This is a genomic window from Pseudomonas sp. ATCC 43928, assembly GCF_005938665.2.
Taxonomy (GTDB): Bacteria; Pseudomonadota; Gammaproteobacteria; order Pseudomonadales; family Pseudomonadaceae; genus Aquipseudomonas.
The window spans coordinates 6,091,433-6,105,527 of record NZ_CP041753.1 but is presented as its reverse complement, the minus strand read 5'-3'; the positions used below and the strand labels follow the sequence as shown (position 1 = coordinate 6,105,527).

Genomic DNA, 14,095 nt, shown 5'->3' with positions numbered 1-14,095 from the left:
GTGAACCTATTTCAGGAAGAAACAGCGTAAATGAAAAAGCCCTGATCTCTTGATCAGGGCTTTTTCACGTCCGGCGTCAGCGTTTACTCAAAGGCCATTGGCAGCCTTGAACTCGCGACGACGACGGTGCAGAACCGGCTCGGTGTAGCCGTTCGGCTGTTTAGTGCCTTCGACCACCAACTCGACCGCCGCCTGGAAGGCGATGTTGCTGTCGAAGTTTGGTGCCAGCGGGCGGTACAACGGGTCGTTGGCGTTCTGACGGTCAACCACCGGCGCCATGCGCTTGAGGCTTTCCATCACTTGCGCTTCGGTAACGATGCCGTGGCGCAGCCAGTTGGCGATGTGCTGGCTGGAAATACGCAGCGTCGCACGGTCTTCCATCAGGCCGACGTCGTTGATGTCCGGCACTTTCGAGCAACCTACGCCCTGGTCGATCCAGCGCACCACGTAACCGAGAATGCCCTGGGCGTTGTTGTCCAGTTCGTTCTTGATCTGTTCCGCAGTCCAGCTCGGATTTACAGCCAGCGGGATAGTCAGGATGTCGTCCACCGAAGCACGCGCACGTTTGGCCAGCTCGGCCTGACGGGCGAACACGTCGACCTTGTGGTAGTGCAACGCGTGCAGCGCAGCAGCGGTCGGCGATGGAACCCAGGCGGTGTTGGCACCGGCCAATGGGTGAGCGATTTTCTGTTCCAGCATGGCGGCCATCAGGTCGGGCATGGCCCACATGCCTTTACCGATCTGGGCACGACCTTGCAGGCCGGTGCTCAAACCGATGTCGACGTTCCAGTTCTCGTAGGCACTGATCCACTTCTCGGCCTTCATGTCGGCCTTGCGCACCATCGGGCCGGCTTCCATGGAGGTGTGGATTTCATCGCCCGTGCGGTCGAGGAAACCGGTGTTGATGAACACTACGCGCTCGCTGGCAGCCTTGATGCAGGCCTTGAGGTTGACCGTGGTACGGCGTTCCTCGTCCATGATCCCGACTTTCAGCGTATTGCGCGGCAGGCCGAGGACGTCTTCGATGCGACCGAACAGCTCGTTGGTAAACGCGGCTTCTTCCGGGCCGTGCATCTTCGGCTTCACGATGTAGACCGAACCGGTACGGCTGTTCTTGCGCGAGCTGTTGCCGTTGAGGCTATGGATCGCCGCGAGGCAAGTCACCAGACCGTCGAGAATGCCTTCTGGCACTTCGTTGCCGTCTTTGTCGAGGATCGCGTCAATGGTCATCAGGTGACCAACGTTGCGCACAAACAACAGCGAGCGACCGTGCAGGCTCAGTTCGCTGCCATCGAGAGCGGTGTAGGTGCGGTCGGCGTTCATGGTGCGGGTAAAGGTCTGACCGCCCTTGGAGACTTCTTCCGACAGATCGCCCTTCATCAGGCCGAGCCAGTTGCGGTAGATCACCACTTTGTCATCGGCATCGACGGCGGCGACCGAGTCTTCGCAGTCCATGATGGTGGTCAGCGCGGCTTCCATCAGGATGTCTTTGACACCGGCCGCGTCGGTCTGGCCGACCGGGGTGCTGGCGTCGATCTGGATTTCGAAGTGCAGGCCGTTGTTCTTCAGCAGGATCGCGGTCGGAGCCGCTGCATCGCCGTGGAAACCGATCAGTTGAGCATCGTTGCGCAAGCCGGAGTTGCTACCACCCTTGAGGGCGACAACCAGTTTGCCGTCAACGATCTTGTAGCCGGTGGAATCGACGTGGGAGCCGGCAGCCAATGGCGCGGCTTCGTCGAGGAAAGCGCGGGCGAAGGCAATAACCTTGTCGCCACGTACCTTGTTGTAGCCTTTGCCCTTTTCCGCGCCATCCGCTTCGCTGATGGCGTCGGTGCCGTAGAGCGCGTCATATAGCGAGCCCCAGCGGGCGTTCGAGGCGTTGAGCGCGAAGCGCGCGTTCATCACCGGCACCACCAACTGTGGGCCGGCCATGCGGGCGATTTCGTCATCGACGTTTTGTGTCGTTGCCTGGAAATCGGCCGCTTCTGGCAGCAGATAACCGATGTCTTGCAGGAAGGCTTTGTAGGCCACCGCATCGTGCGCAACACCTGCACGAGCCTGGTGCCAGGCATCAATACGAGCCTGGAAATCATCGCGTTTGGCGAGTAGGGCTTTGTTCTTCGGTGCCAGGTCATGGATGACCTTGTCGGCACCGGCCCAGAACGTGTCGGCGGTGAGGCCGGTACCGGGAATGGCTTCGTTGTTCACGAAGTCGAACAGGACTTTGGCGACCTGCAGGCCACCGACTTGAACGTGTTCAGTCATTGCTTGCCTCACTCTGCTCAGCTATTTCGCTTTTCAGCTCTTCAATTTAACAATGAAGCCTCTGGCCATTTAAACCACAAACCCTTCTACCAGTACATGCCATTGCTGGCGGCTGGGTTCGTTCCGATCAACGGCATTGCGGCCTTGCTGACGGGGCTTTCAGGGTTGCGAGTGTGCCTGCGGCAGACATCGATCCAACGTTATGTAGTGCGCGCTGCGGCATACTACATGATGAATTGCGGTTGTGAAAATTAGACTAATTACGTCGTTCTGCGACCCCATGACGCATTGCAGTCATGTCGGGGAACGTGATGTTCTCAAAAAACTATTAGATTGTTCCAGTTAAATATAAAAACTTGTACACATAATATTTGATGCCCTGCTATGGAGATGGGGCTTTTGTGGCGAGGGGGCTTGCCCCCGTTCGGCTGCGAAGCAGTCGTAGATCGCCTGATGCGAACACGCTGGAGAAACTCAAGGGGCCGCTTTGCGACCCAACGGGGGCAAGCCCCCTCGCCACATCCAGCCCCTTGCCTATACTTGCCTTTCCATAACAAAAGTCATGACAAGAGGGCTGCGCCATGGACCATCTCGTACTCACGGTATTCGCCCCGGACAAGCCCGGGCAGGTCGAGCGCATTGCCCAATGCATTGCCGAGCATGGCGGCAACTGGCTGGAGAGCCGCATGTCGCGCATGGCCGGGCAGTTCGCCGGGATTCTTCGGGTGGGCGTACCGGCCGAAGCCTACGATGAACTGGTAGACGCCCTACAGGGACTGTCGACCCAGGGCATCCGTGTGATGATCGCCGAAAGCAGCATCGAACAATCCTGCACCTGGAAGCCGATTGCCATGGAACTGGTGGGCAATGATCGTCCGGGCATTGTGCGGGACATTACGCGTCTGCTGAGTGAGCAAGGGGTGAGCCTGGAGCGGCTGGTGACCGAAGTGCGTCCGGCGCCGATGAGCAGCGAGCCGTTGTTCCATGCCGAAGCAATCCTCGCGGTGCCCCTGACTTTGTCGCTGGAGGTGCTGCAATCGCGCCTGGAAACCCTGGCGGACGACCTGATGGTCGAATTGGTGCTGCGCAGCGAACCTTGAGCAGGTTATCCAAGTTATACGTGCACCTGCCTGTGGATAACCTGTAGAGACACCCCGCCAGCCCACGCCGGCCGGGGCTCTTCAGGATCTGATCAAAAAACCAGCAGTTTCAGTGACTTGCGCACAAACGCCGGGGATCACGCTGTGGATAACCTTGGGAAGGATGGATGCAGGCCACGGGATACGTGGCCTGTAGAGGTTTGTACGTTTTCTGATCAGCTACGGCGGCGCAGACTTATCCACGCGTCGACGCTGTAAACCGCCAGACCTGCCCAGATGAAGATAAACGCCACCAGCGTGCTGGATGACAAGTGTTCGCCAAACAGCAGGACGGCTTGCAACAGCACCAGCGTCGGCGCCAGGTACTGGAGAAATCCGAGGGTGGTGTAGGGCAAGTGCCGTGCGGCGGCGTTGAAACACACCAGCGGCACCAACGTCACCGGACCGGCGGCTACCAGCCACCAGGCTTCGGAGCTGGTCCAGAATGCGGCTTGCGCGCTGGTCGCCGTCGGGTTGAACAGCAGCCAGGCGACAGCAATCGGCACCAGCATCCAGGTTTCCACCACCAGCCCCGGCAGCGCCTTGACCGGCGCCTGTTTGCGGATCAGGCCGTAGAAGCCGAAGGTCAATGCCAGCACCAGCGACACCCACGGCAGACTGCCGACTTGCCACACTTGCTGCGCGACACCGACCGCCGCCAGCCCCACCGCAATCCACTGCATGCGCCTTAGCCGTTCGCCGAGGATCAGCATCCCCAGCAGCACGTTTACCAACGGGTTGATGTAGTAACCGAGGCTGGCCTCAAGCATGCGTCCGTTGTTCACCGACCAGACGTAAGTCAGCCAGTTGGCCGCGATCAGCGTGCCGCTCAGGGCCAGGATCGCCAGCCGCCGTGGATTCTCACGCAGCTCACGCCACCAGCCGGGATGTTTCCAGACGAGCAGCAGCAAGGCGCCGAACAACGCAGACCAAAGCACTCGGTGGATGATGATCTCCACGGCGGGCACGCTGGCGATGGCTTTGAAGTAGAGCGGGAAAAGTCCCCAGATGATGTAGGCACTCAGGCCCAGGATGTACCCGCGACGCAGGTTGGCGGCTTGCATGAGAATCCTTGCTTAGGCAGCTAACAAAGAAGGGATTGTATAGATGTGTGGCCTTTTTTGTAGGAGCGAGGCTTGCCCGCGAAGAACGATGACTCGGTATGTCAGGCAAACCGCATTATCGTTCTTCGCGGGCAAGTCGGATCGCCGCACCGCTCGCTCCTACAGGGACGCGGTGTTTAGAAGAGTTTCAATGGCTCTTCATTCAGTGCCGCCAATTGCTCACGCAACGCCAACACTTGATCGCCCCAATAGCGCTCGGTGCCGAACCACGGAAAGCTGCGAGGGAAGGCCGGGTCGTCCCAGCGACGGGCGAGCCAGGCGCTGTAGTGCATCAACCGCAAGGCGCGCAGCGGTTCGATCAGTGCCAGTTCCCGCGGGTCGAAGTCGTGGAATTCGCTGTAGCCGTCCATCAGTTCCGACAGTTGCCCCAGACATTCCTGACGGTCACCCGCCAGCATCATCCAGATATCCTGTACCGCCGGGCCCATGCGGCAGTCGTCGAGGTCGACGATGTGGAACATTTCGTCGCGACACATCATGTTGCCGGGGTGGCAATCGCCATGTATGCGGATGTTCTGGTGTGGCGTAGCCTGGTAGACCTCTTCCACGCGCTTGAGCAAGTCGCGGGCGACGGACTCGTAGGCCGGCAGCAGACTGCGCGGTACGAAATTGCCTTCGAGCAAGGTGGCCAGTGAGTCGTGACCGAAGTTTTTCACCCCAAGCACTTCACGGTGTTCGAACGGTTTTGTAGCGCCGACCGCATGCAGACGACCCAGCAGTTGGCCCAGGCGATACAGCTGATCAAGGTTGCCCGGCTCCGGTGCGCGACCACCCCGGCGCGGGAACAGGGTGAAACGGAATCCGGCATGTTCGTGCAGGCTTTCATCGTTGTGGATCAGCGGCGCGACCACCGGTATATCGCACTCGGCGAGTTCGAAGGTGAATTGGTGCTCTTCGAGAATCGCTTCGTTGGTCCAGCGCAACGGACGGTAAAACTTGGCGATCAGTGGCTCGGAGTCTTCGATGCCGACCTGATAGACACGGTTCTCGTAGCTGTTGAGCGCCAGAATACGGGCGTCGCTGAGAAAGCCGATGCTTTCGACGGCATCGAGCACGAGGTCTGGGGTGAGGGTTTCAAACGGGTGGGCCATGCTGACTCCTGCGCGCGGCAGGCTGCCGCGTCCGGCCAAGCATGGTAGCGCAGACGGGGCCTCTTTAGGGGGTGGGCTTGAGGTAAGTGTGGTTTGGGCTGACGCTTTCGCGGGCAAGCCTTGCTCCTGCAGTAGGCGCGAGACTTGCCGCGAAGAGGCCCTGTCAGGCGCCGACGATTCCGCCATCCTCGCGGGTAATCGCCATCACCGAAGACCGCGGCTTGCCATTGGGCAGGTGTTCAGGGAATGTCGACCCGCCGTTTTCCCCCGGATGCTGAATCCCGACAAACAAGGTCTTCTGATCCGGCGAGAAGCTGATCCCCGTCACTTCACAGCCCACCGGCCCCACCATGAAACGACGGATCTCGCCGGTCATCGGGTCGGCACACAACATCTGGTTATTGCCCATGCCCGCGAAGTCGCCCGCGTTGCTCGTGTCGCCATCGGTCAGAATCCACAAGCGTCCGGCCTTGTCGAAACCCAGGCCGTCCGGGCTGTTGAACATGTTCTGCGGGGTGATGTTTGACGAGCCGGCCTTCGGCGTGCCGGCGTGGACGCCCGGGTTGCCGGCGACCACAAACAGGTCCCAGGCAAAGCTATTCGAACCGTGATCGTCGCGGTCGGTGCGCCAGCGCAGGATCTGCCCGTAGACGTTCTTCTCGCGTGGGTTAGGGCCGCCCACCGGTTGGCCTTCTTCGCCGCGCTTGGCGTTGTTGGTCAGGGTGCAATAAACCTGGCCGTCCTTGGGGCTGACGACGATCCATTCCGGGCGGTCCATGCGCGTGGCGGTTACCACACTGGCTGCGAGACGTGCATGAATCAGCACTTCGGCCTGATCGGCAAAGCCGCTGCTGGCGTCGATGCCGTTCTTGCCGTGGGTCAGTTCGATCCACTGACCCTGGCCTTTCGGATGATCGGCGTTGCCGTCGCCCGCATCGAAACGCGCCACGTACAAGGTGCCGTGGTCCAGCAGATCGCGGTTGGCTTTGGGGTTTTTGTGGTTGATCTTGTCGCGGCTGACGAATTTATAGATGAACTCGCCACGTTCGTCGTCGCCCATGTACACCACGGCGCGACCGTCGTTGGTTTCGGCCAGGGCAGCGTTTTCATGTTTGAAGCGGCCCAGCGCGGTGCGTTTGACCGGCGTCGATTGCGGATCGAACGGGTCGATTTCCACCACCCAGCCGTGGCGGTTGAGTTCGTTGGGATTTTTCGCCAGGTCGAAGCGTGGATCGTGTTGATGCCAGTTGATGTCTTTGCTGGTTGCCACTGCGCCGTAGCGTTTCTGCGCGGCGTCGAATTTTTGCTCGGCATTGCTGCTGCCGAAGCAGTCGGTGAAGTTCTCTTCGCAGGTCAGATAAGTGCCCCACGGCGTTTTGCCGTTGGCGCAATTCTGGAAGGTGCCGAGGACTTTCTTGCCGTGTTTGTCGGCACTGGTTTTCAGCAGGTCGTGACCCGCTGCGGGGCCGCTCAGTTTGATGGGCGCATTACCGTGAATGCGCCGGTTGTAGCGCGAGCCCTGGACGAACTGCCACTGGCCGTTCTTGCGCTGCACTTCGATCACTGACACGCCTTCGCAGGCCAGGGCCTTGCGCACATCTTCCGCCGATTGCGGCATGCCGCCGTGGGGGTAGAGGTAGCGGTAATTGGTGTATTCGTTGTTGATCGCCATCAACGCCCGGTCTTTGTCACCGGGGAATTCGAACAGGCTCATGCCGTCGTTGTTGTCGCCGAACTGGACTTCCTGCGCCTGGGCCGTGCCGTTACCGCTAGGGTCGAATGCCGGGCCATTCTTTTGCAGAGGCTGACCCCAGCTAATCAAAACCGAGGACTTGTAGCCCGGCGGCAGGGTGATGGTATCGGTGGTGGCGGCGGCAATGCTGTCGAAGCCCAACAGCTTGCTGGAACCGGCGCTGACGCTGGCGGCCAGCACGCTGCGACTCAGCAGGTTGCCACCGAGAAACATCGCCGCACCGCAGAGGGCGCCGGCGCTGATGAAGCCACGACGGCTGAGGCCGACCATTTTTTCGAGGTCGGTGGGTTGGTTGTCTTCTAATAGGCTCACATCAGGCTCCCTGCGGGTTTTTGCAGCCACCTTAAGGGCGGTTGATGAAGCTTTTGTTGCAGCGCCTGCAGGCTAGAGCGGTGTACCCAGCAGGATGTTCGATGGCGCGAACTGCACCTGCACCGGTTTACCGGCGGCAAGCCCGAGGTTTTTCAGGTGCAGCGGCTCGGCCAGGGCGCAAAGTGTCTGGCCATTGGGCAGGCCGATGCGCACTTCGCTGGGGCTGTCTTCAGCGTCGAGGATTTCTTCGATCGTGCCCTTCAGGCAATTGTTGCCATGTGTTGCAGCTTGATCGATGCCAAGCAGTTCCAGCCAACCGGCCTTGATCAGTGCGACCACTTCGGTACCCGTTTCCAGCTCCAGGCGCAGGGTGCTGTCGTGAGTGATCTGCGCGTCAATGAGCAAGCCTTCGGCCAGTTCAAGGCGGATCCGGTCGTTGCGCCCCTGTGCATCGATCGCCACGACCTTGCCGTGCAATTGATTGCGCGCGCTGGTTCTGAGCATCAGCCGACCGAGCAAGTCCAGGTCGCTGGCCTCTTCGGCGGCTTCCAGAACCTGAGCCTGCAACGCTTGCAGCTTTTGATACAGGCGCAACACGCGCTCGCCTTCGCTGGACAATTTGGCGCCACCGCCGCCCTTGCCACCAACGCTGCGCTCCACCAGTGGTTTCTGCGCGAGGTTGTTCAGCTCGTCGATGGCGTCCCACGCGGCCTTGTAACTCAGACCGGCGCTTTTTGCGGCGCGGGTGATCGAGCCCTGTTCGGCGATGTGTTGCAGCAACGCGATGCGCTGCGGACGACGGACAATGTGCTGGGACAACAACGTAGGCAAGGACATGGCAAGGCGCTTTGGGCTGTGGCGATGGATGGGACGTTGGCGACTTGGCGTGCGGGAGTCAAGTCAGGCCCCATCGCCAGGTTTGGGGGTACGGGCCAGGCAGTAGACGTCGACCCGCGTCGCCCCCGCCACCATCAACAGCCGGGCCAGGGCCTGTGCGGTGGCGCCGGTGGTCAGCACATCGTCCACCAGTGCGAAGTGGCGACCTTTGACCGAAGCCTTGGGCGCCAGGGCGAAGGCGTGGCGCAGGTTCTTTTTACGTGCGTCGGCATTAAGGTCTTGTTGCGCACTGGTGTCCTGAGTCCTCACCAATAGCGTTTCATCGCAAGGAATATCGAGGCCGGCGCTGAGCCAGCGGGCGAGCATCGCCGCCTGGTTGAAACCCCGCTGGCGCAGCCGCTTGGGGGCCAGCGGTACCGGTATCAGCGCGTCGGGCCGATCCAGATCTTCATCGAAGCGATGTTGCAGGAACTGAGCAAGAAGTTCGGCGAGCAGGCGGCCAAACGGCCATTTTGCGCTGTGCTTGAAGCGGGTGATCAAACTGTCGACGGGAAAGCTGTAAGTCCAGGGCGCGGCGACTCGCTCGAAGGCTGGCGGTTGTTTCAGGCATTGGCCGCACGTCAGACCGGTGGCGGGCAAGGGCAGGGCGCAGGTGTGGCATTGGTCGTCCAGCCAGGGCAGCTCGGTTTCGCAGGCCATGCAGATCGGTATGGTGTCGTCCGCGGCCTCTGAGCAGAGCAAACAGGATTGTTTGTTTTTTAACCAGATGTAAACCGGTCCTTCGTATCGTGGTTGACAGTGCATGAGTCTTCCTTAAATATGCCGAACATCCGTGTCGCGTCTGTGGGTATTCCATTCCCCAGTCGCTTGCCAAGCATAACCAAGGAATCGCCCATGAGCGCCAGCACCACTGCCACCCTGCGTCACGACTGGTCTTTGGCTGAAGTCAAAGCACTCTTCGTTCAGCCATTCAATGACCTGCTGTTCCAGGCGCAGACGGTGCACCGCGCGCATTTCGATGCCAATCGCGTCCAGGTTTCCACCCTGCTGTCGATCAAGACCGGCGCGTGCCCTGAAGATTGCAAATATTGTCCGCAGTCGGGTCACTACAACACTGGCCTGGAAAAAGAAAAGCTGATGGAAGTGCAGAAGGTCCTCGAAGAGGCTGCTCGCGCCAAGGCCATCGGTTCGACCCGTTTCTGCATGGGCGCGGCGTGGAAACACCCGTCGGCCAAAGACATGCCTTACGTGCTGGAGATGGTCAAAGGCGTGAAAGCCATGGGCCTGGAAACCTGCATGACCCTTGGTCGTCTCGATCAGGACCAGACCGTCGCCCTGGCCGAAGCCGGCCTGGACTACTACAACCACAACCTCGACACCTCGCCGGAGTTCTACGGCAGCATCATCACCACCCGCACTTACAGCGAGCGCCTGCAAACCCTGGCCTACGTGCGTGATTCGGGGATGAAGATCTGCTCCGGCGGCATTCTCGGCATGGGCGAGTCCCTCGACGACCGCGCCAACCTGCTGATCCAGCTGGCCAACCTGCCAGAGCATCCAGAGTCGGTGCCGATCAACATGTTGGTGAAAGTCGCCGGCACGCCACTGGAAAATGCCGACGACGTCGATCCGTTCGACTTCATCCGCATGCTCGCCGTTGCACGCATCCTGATGCCGAAATCCCACGTACGCCTGTCCGCCGGTCGCGAAGCGATGAACGAGCAGATGCAGGCCCTGGCGTTCTTTGCCGGCGCCAACTCGATTTTCTACGGCGAAAAACTGCTGACCACCGCCAACCCGCAGGCAGACAAGGACATGCAACTGTTCTCGCGTCTGGGCATCCTGCCGGAAGCCCGCGAAGAGCACGCCGACGAAGTGCATCAGGCCGCCATCGAACAGGCACTGGTGGAGCAGAAGAGCAGCGAGCAGTTCTATAACGCTGCTGTTTAACCACGTTCAGGCTTTTCTGTAGGAGCTGCCGAAAGCTGCGATCTTTTCTGGATCGAAGCTGATACGGGCAAGATCAAAAGATCGCAGCCTTCGGCAGCTCCTACAGATGTTCGTGCCTCTCTTCTACTCGCGAGGTCTGCATGTCTTTCGATCTCAGCGCGCGCCTTGCTGCCCGTCGTGCCGAAAACCTTTATCGCCAGCGCCCGCTTCTTGAAAGCCCTCAAGGCCCGGAAGTGGTGGTCGATGGTCAGCCATTGCTGGCATTCTGTAACAACGATTACCTGGGCCTGGCCAATCACCCGCAAGTGATCGAAGCCTGGCGCGCCGGCGCGTCTCGTTGGGGCGTGGGCGGTGGTGCTTCGCATCTGGTGATTGGCCACAGCGGCCCGCATCACGCGCTGGAAGAAGCCCTTGCCGAATTCACCGGCCGCCCGCGCGCACTGCTGTTCACCACCGGCTACATGGCCAACCTCGGCGCGGTCACCGCATTGGTCGGGCAAGGCGATACGGTGCTGGAAGACCGGCTCAATCACGCGTCGTTGCTGGATGCCGGTTTGCTATCCGGTGCGCGTTTCAATCGCTATCTGCATAACGACGCGGCCAGTCTGGCCAAACGCCTTGAGAAGGCCACCGGCAATACGCTGGTGGTTACCGACGGCGTGTTCAGCATGGACGGCGACATCGCCGATCTGCCGGCGCTGGCGCGGGAAGCCAAGGCCAAAGGCGCCTGGTTGATGGTCGATGACGCTCACGGCTTTGGTCCGCTGGGCGCCAATGGCGGTGGGGTCGTCGAGCATTTCGGCCTGAGTCAGGAGGACGTGCCGGTGTTGGTCGGCACCCTCGGCAAGGCGTTCGGTACGGCCGGTGCTTTTGTGGCTGGCAGTGAGGAGTTGATCGAGAGCCTGATCCAGTTCGCTCGCCCCTACATCTACACCACCAGCCAGCCGCCGGCACTGGCCTGCGCGACGCTTAAAAGCCTGGAATTGTTGCGCAGCGAACACTGGCGACGTGAGCATTTGCAGGCGCTGATTCGCCAGTTCCGCCAAGGCGCCGAGCAGATTGGCCTGGAGTTGATGGACAGCTCCACGCCGATCCAGCCGATCATGATTGGCGATGCCGGGCGTGCGGTCCGGCTGTCGCAGATGCTGCGTGAGCGTGGCCTGATGGTGACCGCGATCCGTCCACCGACCGTGCCCGCCGGCAGCGCACGCTTGCGCGTTACCCTGACTGCCGCTCACAGCGAGGCGCAGGTGCAGCTATTGTTAAATGGACTGGCCGATTGTTTTCAACAACTGGGACCGGAGCCAAGCCATGCGTGATCGTCTGATTCTGCTGCCGGGCTGGGGTCTCGGGATTTCTCCGCTGGAACCCTTGGCGGCTGCCTTGCAAGGCCTGGATGAGCATCTGCGCGTCGAAATCGAACCACTGCCGGAACTGGAATCGAGCAACCTTGAAGAATGGCTCGATGAACTGGATTCGACGCTGCCCCAGGATGCCTGGCTAGGTGGTTGGTCATTGGGCGGCATGCTGGCATCCGAATTGGCGGCGAAGCGCGGTGACCGTTGCTGCGGTTTGGTGACCCTGGCGAGTAACCCTTCTTTTGTCGCCCATGAGCAGTGGTCGAGCGGGATGCCTGGCGAGACCTTCGACGCGTTTCTGGCCGGTTGCAAAGCCGATCCGGGCATGACGTTGAAACGTTTCTCGCTGCTGTGCACCCAAGGTGCCGCAGACCCGCGCGGGCTATCGCGGCTGTTGCTCGCTGGCGCACCGCTTTCGTCTCCATCGGTGCTGATGAGCGGCCTGGAGTTGCTTGCACAGCTGGATACCCGGCAAGCGTTGCAGGCGTTTCGCGGTCCGCAATTGCACTTGTTCGGTGGTCTCGACGGATTGGTCCCGGCCGAAGCGGCGGGGGATTTGCTGGCGCTGCTGCCGGATGTCGAAATCGGTCTGATTGAACAGGCCAGCCACGCGTTTCTTCTGGAAGACCCCCACGGTGTGGCGGGGGCGATTCAGGCCTTTTTGCATGAGTCCGGTGATGACTGATTTGTCCTTTCCCAACCTGCCCGGCGGCTTGCCCGATAAACGCCAGGTAGCGGCGTCCTTTTCCCGAGCGGCGGCGAGCTACGACAGCGTGGCCGAGTTGCAGCGCGACGTTGGCAATGAATTGTTGCGTCGTTTGCCGGAGGATTTTGTCCCGGGTCGATGGCTGGACATGGGTTGTGGCACCGGGTATTTCAGCCGTGCGCTCGGTGAGCGTTTTCCTGCCGGCAACGGGCTGGCCCTTGATATCGCAGAGGGGATGCTCAATCACGCCCGTCCCTTGGGCGGCGCCAACCATTTCATCGCCGGTGATGCCGAACGCTTGCCGTTGCAGGATTCGACCTGCGACCTGGTCTTCTCCAGCCTGGCGGTGCAATGGTGCGCGGATTTCGCCTCGGTGCTCAACGAAGCGTATCGGGTGCTGAAACCGGGCGGTATTTTCGCGTTTGCTAGTCTGTGTGTAGGGACTCTGTACGAATTGCGCGACAGCTGGCGTCAGGTGGATGGCATGGTGCACGTCAACCGCTTCCGCGAGTTCGGTGTTTACCAGCAGCTTTGCGCGGGCAGTGGCTTGAAGGTCATCAGCCTTGAAACACATCCACATGTGTTGCATTACCCCGATGTCCGCAGCCTGACCCATGAGCTCAAGGCACTCGGGGCGCATAACCTGAACCCCGGTCGGCCGGGCGGTTTGACCGGCAGGGCGCGAATCCTCGGCTTGATCGAGGCTTACGAGCAGTTTCGTCAGGCACAGGGACTGCCGGCGACTTATCAAGTGGTTTACGCCGTGCTGGAGAAACCCTTATGAGCGCAGCCTATTTCATCACCGGTACTGACACCGATGTCGGCAAGACCACCGTCGCCGCAGGTTTGCTGCATGCCGCGCGATTGTCAGGCTTGAGCACAGCGGCGGGTAAGCCGGTAGCCTCCGGGTGTGAGCTGACGCCCAAGGGATTACGCAACGCCGACGCACTGGCACTGCTGGCCGAATGCTCGATACCGTTGACCTACGATCAGGTCAATCCGGTCGCGTTCGAGCCGGCGATCGCACCGCATCTGGCAGCGCGGGAGGCTGGCGTGGCGCTGACCGTGCAATCGTTGCTGGCACCAATGCGGCAGGTTCTCGATCTGCAGGCGGACTTCACCTTGATCGAAGGCGCTGGCGGCTGGCGAGTGCCGTTGGCGGATCAAGACAATCTGTCAGACCTGGCCATGGCGCTGGATCTGCCGGTAATCCTGGTGGTTGGTGTGCGCCTGGGCTGCATCAACCATGCGCTGCTGACGGCTGAGGCAATTGCTCGGGATGGTTTGCAGTTGGCGGGGTGGGTGGCGAACATCATCGATCCGAAGACCTCGCGCCTGGAAGAAAACCTGGCGACGCTGGCCGAGCGCATTCCCGCGCCGTGCCTGGGGCGGGTGCCGAAACTCAAGTCGGTGACGGCCGAAGCGGTGGCCGAACATCTACAGCTGGATCTGCTGGACTGACGTTTCTGGCGTGGGTTTTACCTATGATAAGGCACTGTGCCATTAGTGTTTTTGTCGGGCCTTTTAGCGGCGTGTCTGGTTCAATGGCCGCTGTTGATC

12 protein-coding genes are annotated in these 14,095 nt (G+C 60.7%); 6 read left to right on the top strand and 6 right to left on the bottom strand.

Annotated elements, in window-relative coordinates:
• Positions 1 to 87: 87 nt before the first annotated feature.
• Positions 88 to 2,265 carry a malate synthase G gene (locus FFH90_RS28180; protein ID WP_018928811.1) on the bottom strand — a complete coding sequence of 726 codons (2,178 nt, stop codon included), beginning with the start codon at positions 2,263 to 2,265 and terminating at the stop codon, positions 88 to 90.
• Positions 2,266 to 2,846: 581 nt separating this feature from the next.
• Between FFH90_RS28180 and FFH90_RS28175 the strand changes: the two genes are divergently transcribed.
• On the top strand, positions 2,847 to 3,365 hold the full coding sequence (locus FFH90_RS28175) for a glycine cleavage system protein R (RefSeq protein WP_007936467.1): 519 nt from the start codon (positions 2,847 to 2,849) through the stop codon (positions 3,363 to 3,365).
• Between the two features lie 215 nt (positions 3,366 to 3,580).
• Here FFH90_RS28175 and rarD read toward each other — a convergent pair whose 3' ends face one another.
• The 5 genes from rarD to FFH90_RS28150 all read right to left on the bottom strand — a co-directional run bounded on the left by rarD (position 3,581) and on the right by FFH90_RS28150 (position 9,325).
• Positions 3,581 to 4,468, bottom strand: coding sequence for an EamA family transporter RarD (gene rarD / locus FFH90_RS28170; RefSeq protein ID WP_018928812.1), 888 nt, complete (start codon positions 4,466 to 4,468; stop codon positions 3,581 to 3,583).
• Positions 4,469 to 4,644: 176 nt separating this feature from the next.
• Positions 4,645 to 5,619, bottom strand: a complete 975-nt coding sequence (locus tag FFH90_RS28165; protein ID WP_018928813.1) for a serine/threonine protein kinase — start codon at positions 5,617 to 5,619, stop codon at positions 4,645 to 4,647.
• 163 nt (positions 5,620 to 5,782) lie between these two features.
• Positions 5,783 to 7,684, bottom strand: coding sequence for a PhoX family phosphatase (locus tag FFH90_RS28160; RefSeq protein ID WP_138866413.1), 1,902 nt, complete (start codon positions 7,682 to 7,684; stop codon positions 5,783 to 5,785).
• Positions 7,685 to 7,756: 72 nt separating this feature from the next.
• On the bottom strand, positions 7,757 to 8,521 hold the full coding sequence (locus tag FFH90_RS28155; protein WP_018928815.1) for a TOBE domain-containing protein: 765 nt from the start codon (positions 8,519 to 8,521) through the stop codon (positions 7,757 to 7,759).
• Positions 8,522 to 8,584: 63 nt separating this feature from the next.
• Complete coding sequence (locus FFH90_RS28150) at positions 8,585 to 9,325, bottom strand: ComF family protein (RefSeq protein WP_138866412.1); 741 nt, start codon at positions 9,323 to 9,325, stop codon at positions 8,585 to 8,587.
• A gap of 90 nt (positions 9,326 to 9,415) precedes the next feature.
• On the opposite strand from FFH90_RS28150, the gene bioB reads away from it, so the two are divergent.
• The 5 genes from bioB (at position 9,416) to bioD (ending at position 13,996) form a co-directional block, all read left to right on the top strand.
• Entirely contained in the window at positions 9,416 to 10,471 is a 1,056-nt protein-coding gene (bioB, locus tag FFH90_RS28145) for a biotin synthase BioB (RefSeq protein WP_008008198.1), read from the top strand.
• A 140-nt stretch (positions 10,472 to 10,611) separates the two neighbouring features.
• On the top strand, positions 10,612 to 11,790 hold the full coding sequence (gene bioF, locus FFH90_RS28140; protein WP_138866411.1) for an 8-amino-7-oxononanoate synthase: 1,179 nt from the start codon (positions 10,612 to 10,614) through the stop codon (positions 11,788 to 11,790).
• Positions 11,783 to 12,514, top strand: coding sequence for an alpha/beta fold hydrolase (locus FFH90_RS28135; RefSeq protein ID WP_018928818.1), 732 nt, complete (start codon positions 11,783 to 11,785; stop codon positions 12,512 to 12,514). The genes bioF and FFH90_RS28135 overlap by 8 nt, the downstream gene beginning before the upstream one ends.
• Complete coding sequence (gene bioC / locus FFH90_RS28130) at positions 12,507 to 13,319, top strand: malonyl-ACP O-methyltransferase BioC (RefSeq protein WP_018928819.1); 813 nt, start codon at positions 12,507 to 12,509, stop codon at positions 13,317 to 13,319. The genes FFH90_RS28135 and bioC overlap by 8 nt, the downstream gene beginning before the upstream one ends.
• Positions 13,316 to 13,996, top strand: coding sequence for a dethiobiotin synthase (gene bioD / locus FFH90_RS28125; RefSeq protein ID WP_018928820.1), 681 nt, complete (start codon positions 13,316 to 13,318; stop codon positions 13,994 to 13,996). The genes bioC and bioD overlap by 4 nt, the downstream gene beginning before the upstream one ends.
• Positions 13,997 to 14,095: the final 99 nt, after the last annotated feature.

Excerpts from the sequence above, each read along its gene's own strand:
- FFH90_RS28180 (WP_018928811.1), bottom strand. The coding sequence starts at position 2,265 with ATGACTGAACACGTTCAAGTCGGTGGCCTGCAGGTCGCCAAAGTCCTG.
- FFH90_RS28175 (WP_007936467.1), top strand. The coding sequence starts at position 2,847 with ATGGACCATCTCGTACTCACGGTATTCGCCCCGGACAAGCCCGGGCAG.
- rarD (WP_018928812.1), bottom strand. The coding sequence starts at position 4,468 with ATGCAAGCCGCCAACCTGCGTCGCGGGTACATCCTGGGCCTGAGTGCC.
- FFH90_RS28165 (WP_018928813.1), bottom strand. The coding sequence starts at position 5,619 with ATGGCCCACCCGTTTGAAACCCTCACCCCAGACCTCGTGCTCGATGCC.
- FFH90_RS28155 (WP_018928815.1), bottom strand. The coding sequence starts at position 8,521 with ATGTCCTTGCCTACGTTGTTGTCCCAGCACATTGTCCGTCGTCCGCAG.
- FFH90_RS28150 (WP_138866412.1), bottom strand. The coding sequence starts at position 9,325 with ATGCACTGTCAACCACGATACGAAGGACCGGTTTACATCTGGTTAAAA.
- bioB (WP_008008198.1), top strand. The coding sequence starts at position 9,416 with ATGAGCGCCAGCACCACTGCCACCCTGCGTCACGACTGGTCTTTGGCT.
- bioF (WP_138866411.1), top strand. The coding sequence starts at position 10,612 with ATGTCTTTCGATCTCAGCGCGCGCCTTGCTGCCCGTCGTGCCGAAAAC.
- FFH90_RS28135 (WP_018928818.1), top strand. The coding sequence starts at position 11,783 with ATGCGTGATCGTCTGATTCTGCTGCCGGGCTGGGGTCTCGGGATTTCT.
- bioC (WP_018928819.1), top strand. The coding sequence starts at position 12,507 with ATGACTGATTTGTCCTTTCCCAACCTGCCCGGCGGCTTGCCCGATAAA.
- bioD (WP_018928820.1), top strand. The coding sequence starts at position 13,316 with ATGAGCGCAGCCTATTTCATCACCGGTACTGACACCGATGTCGGCAAG.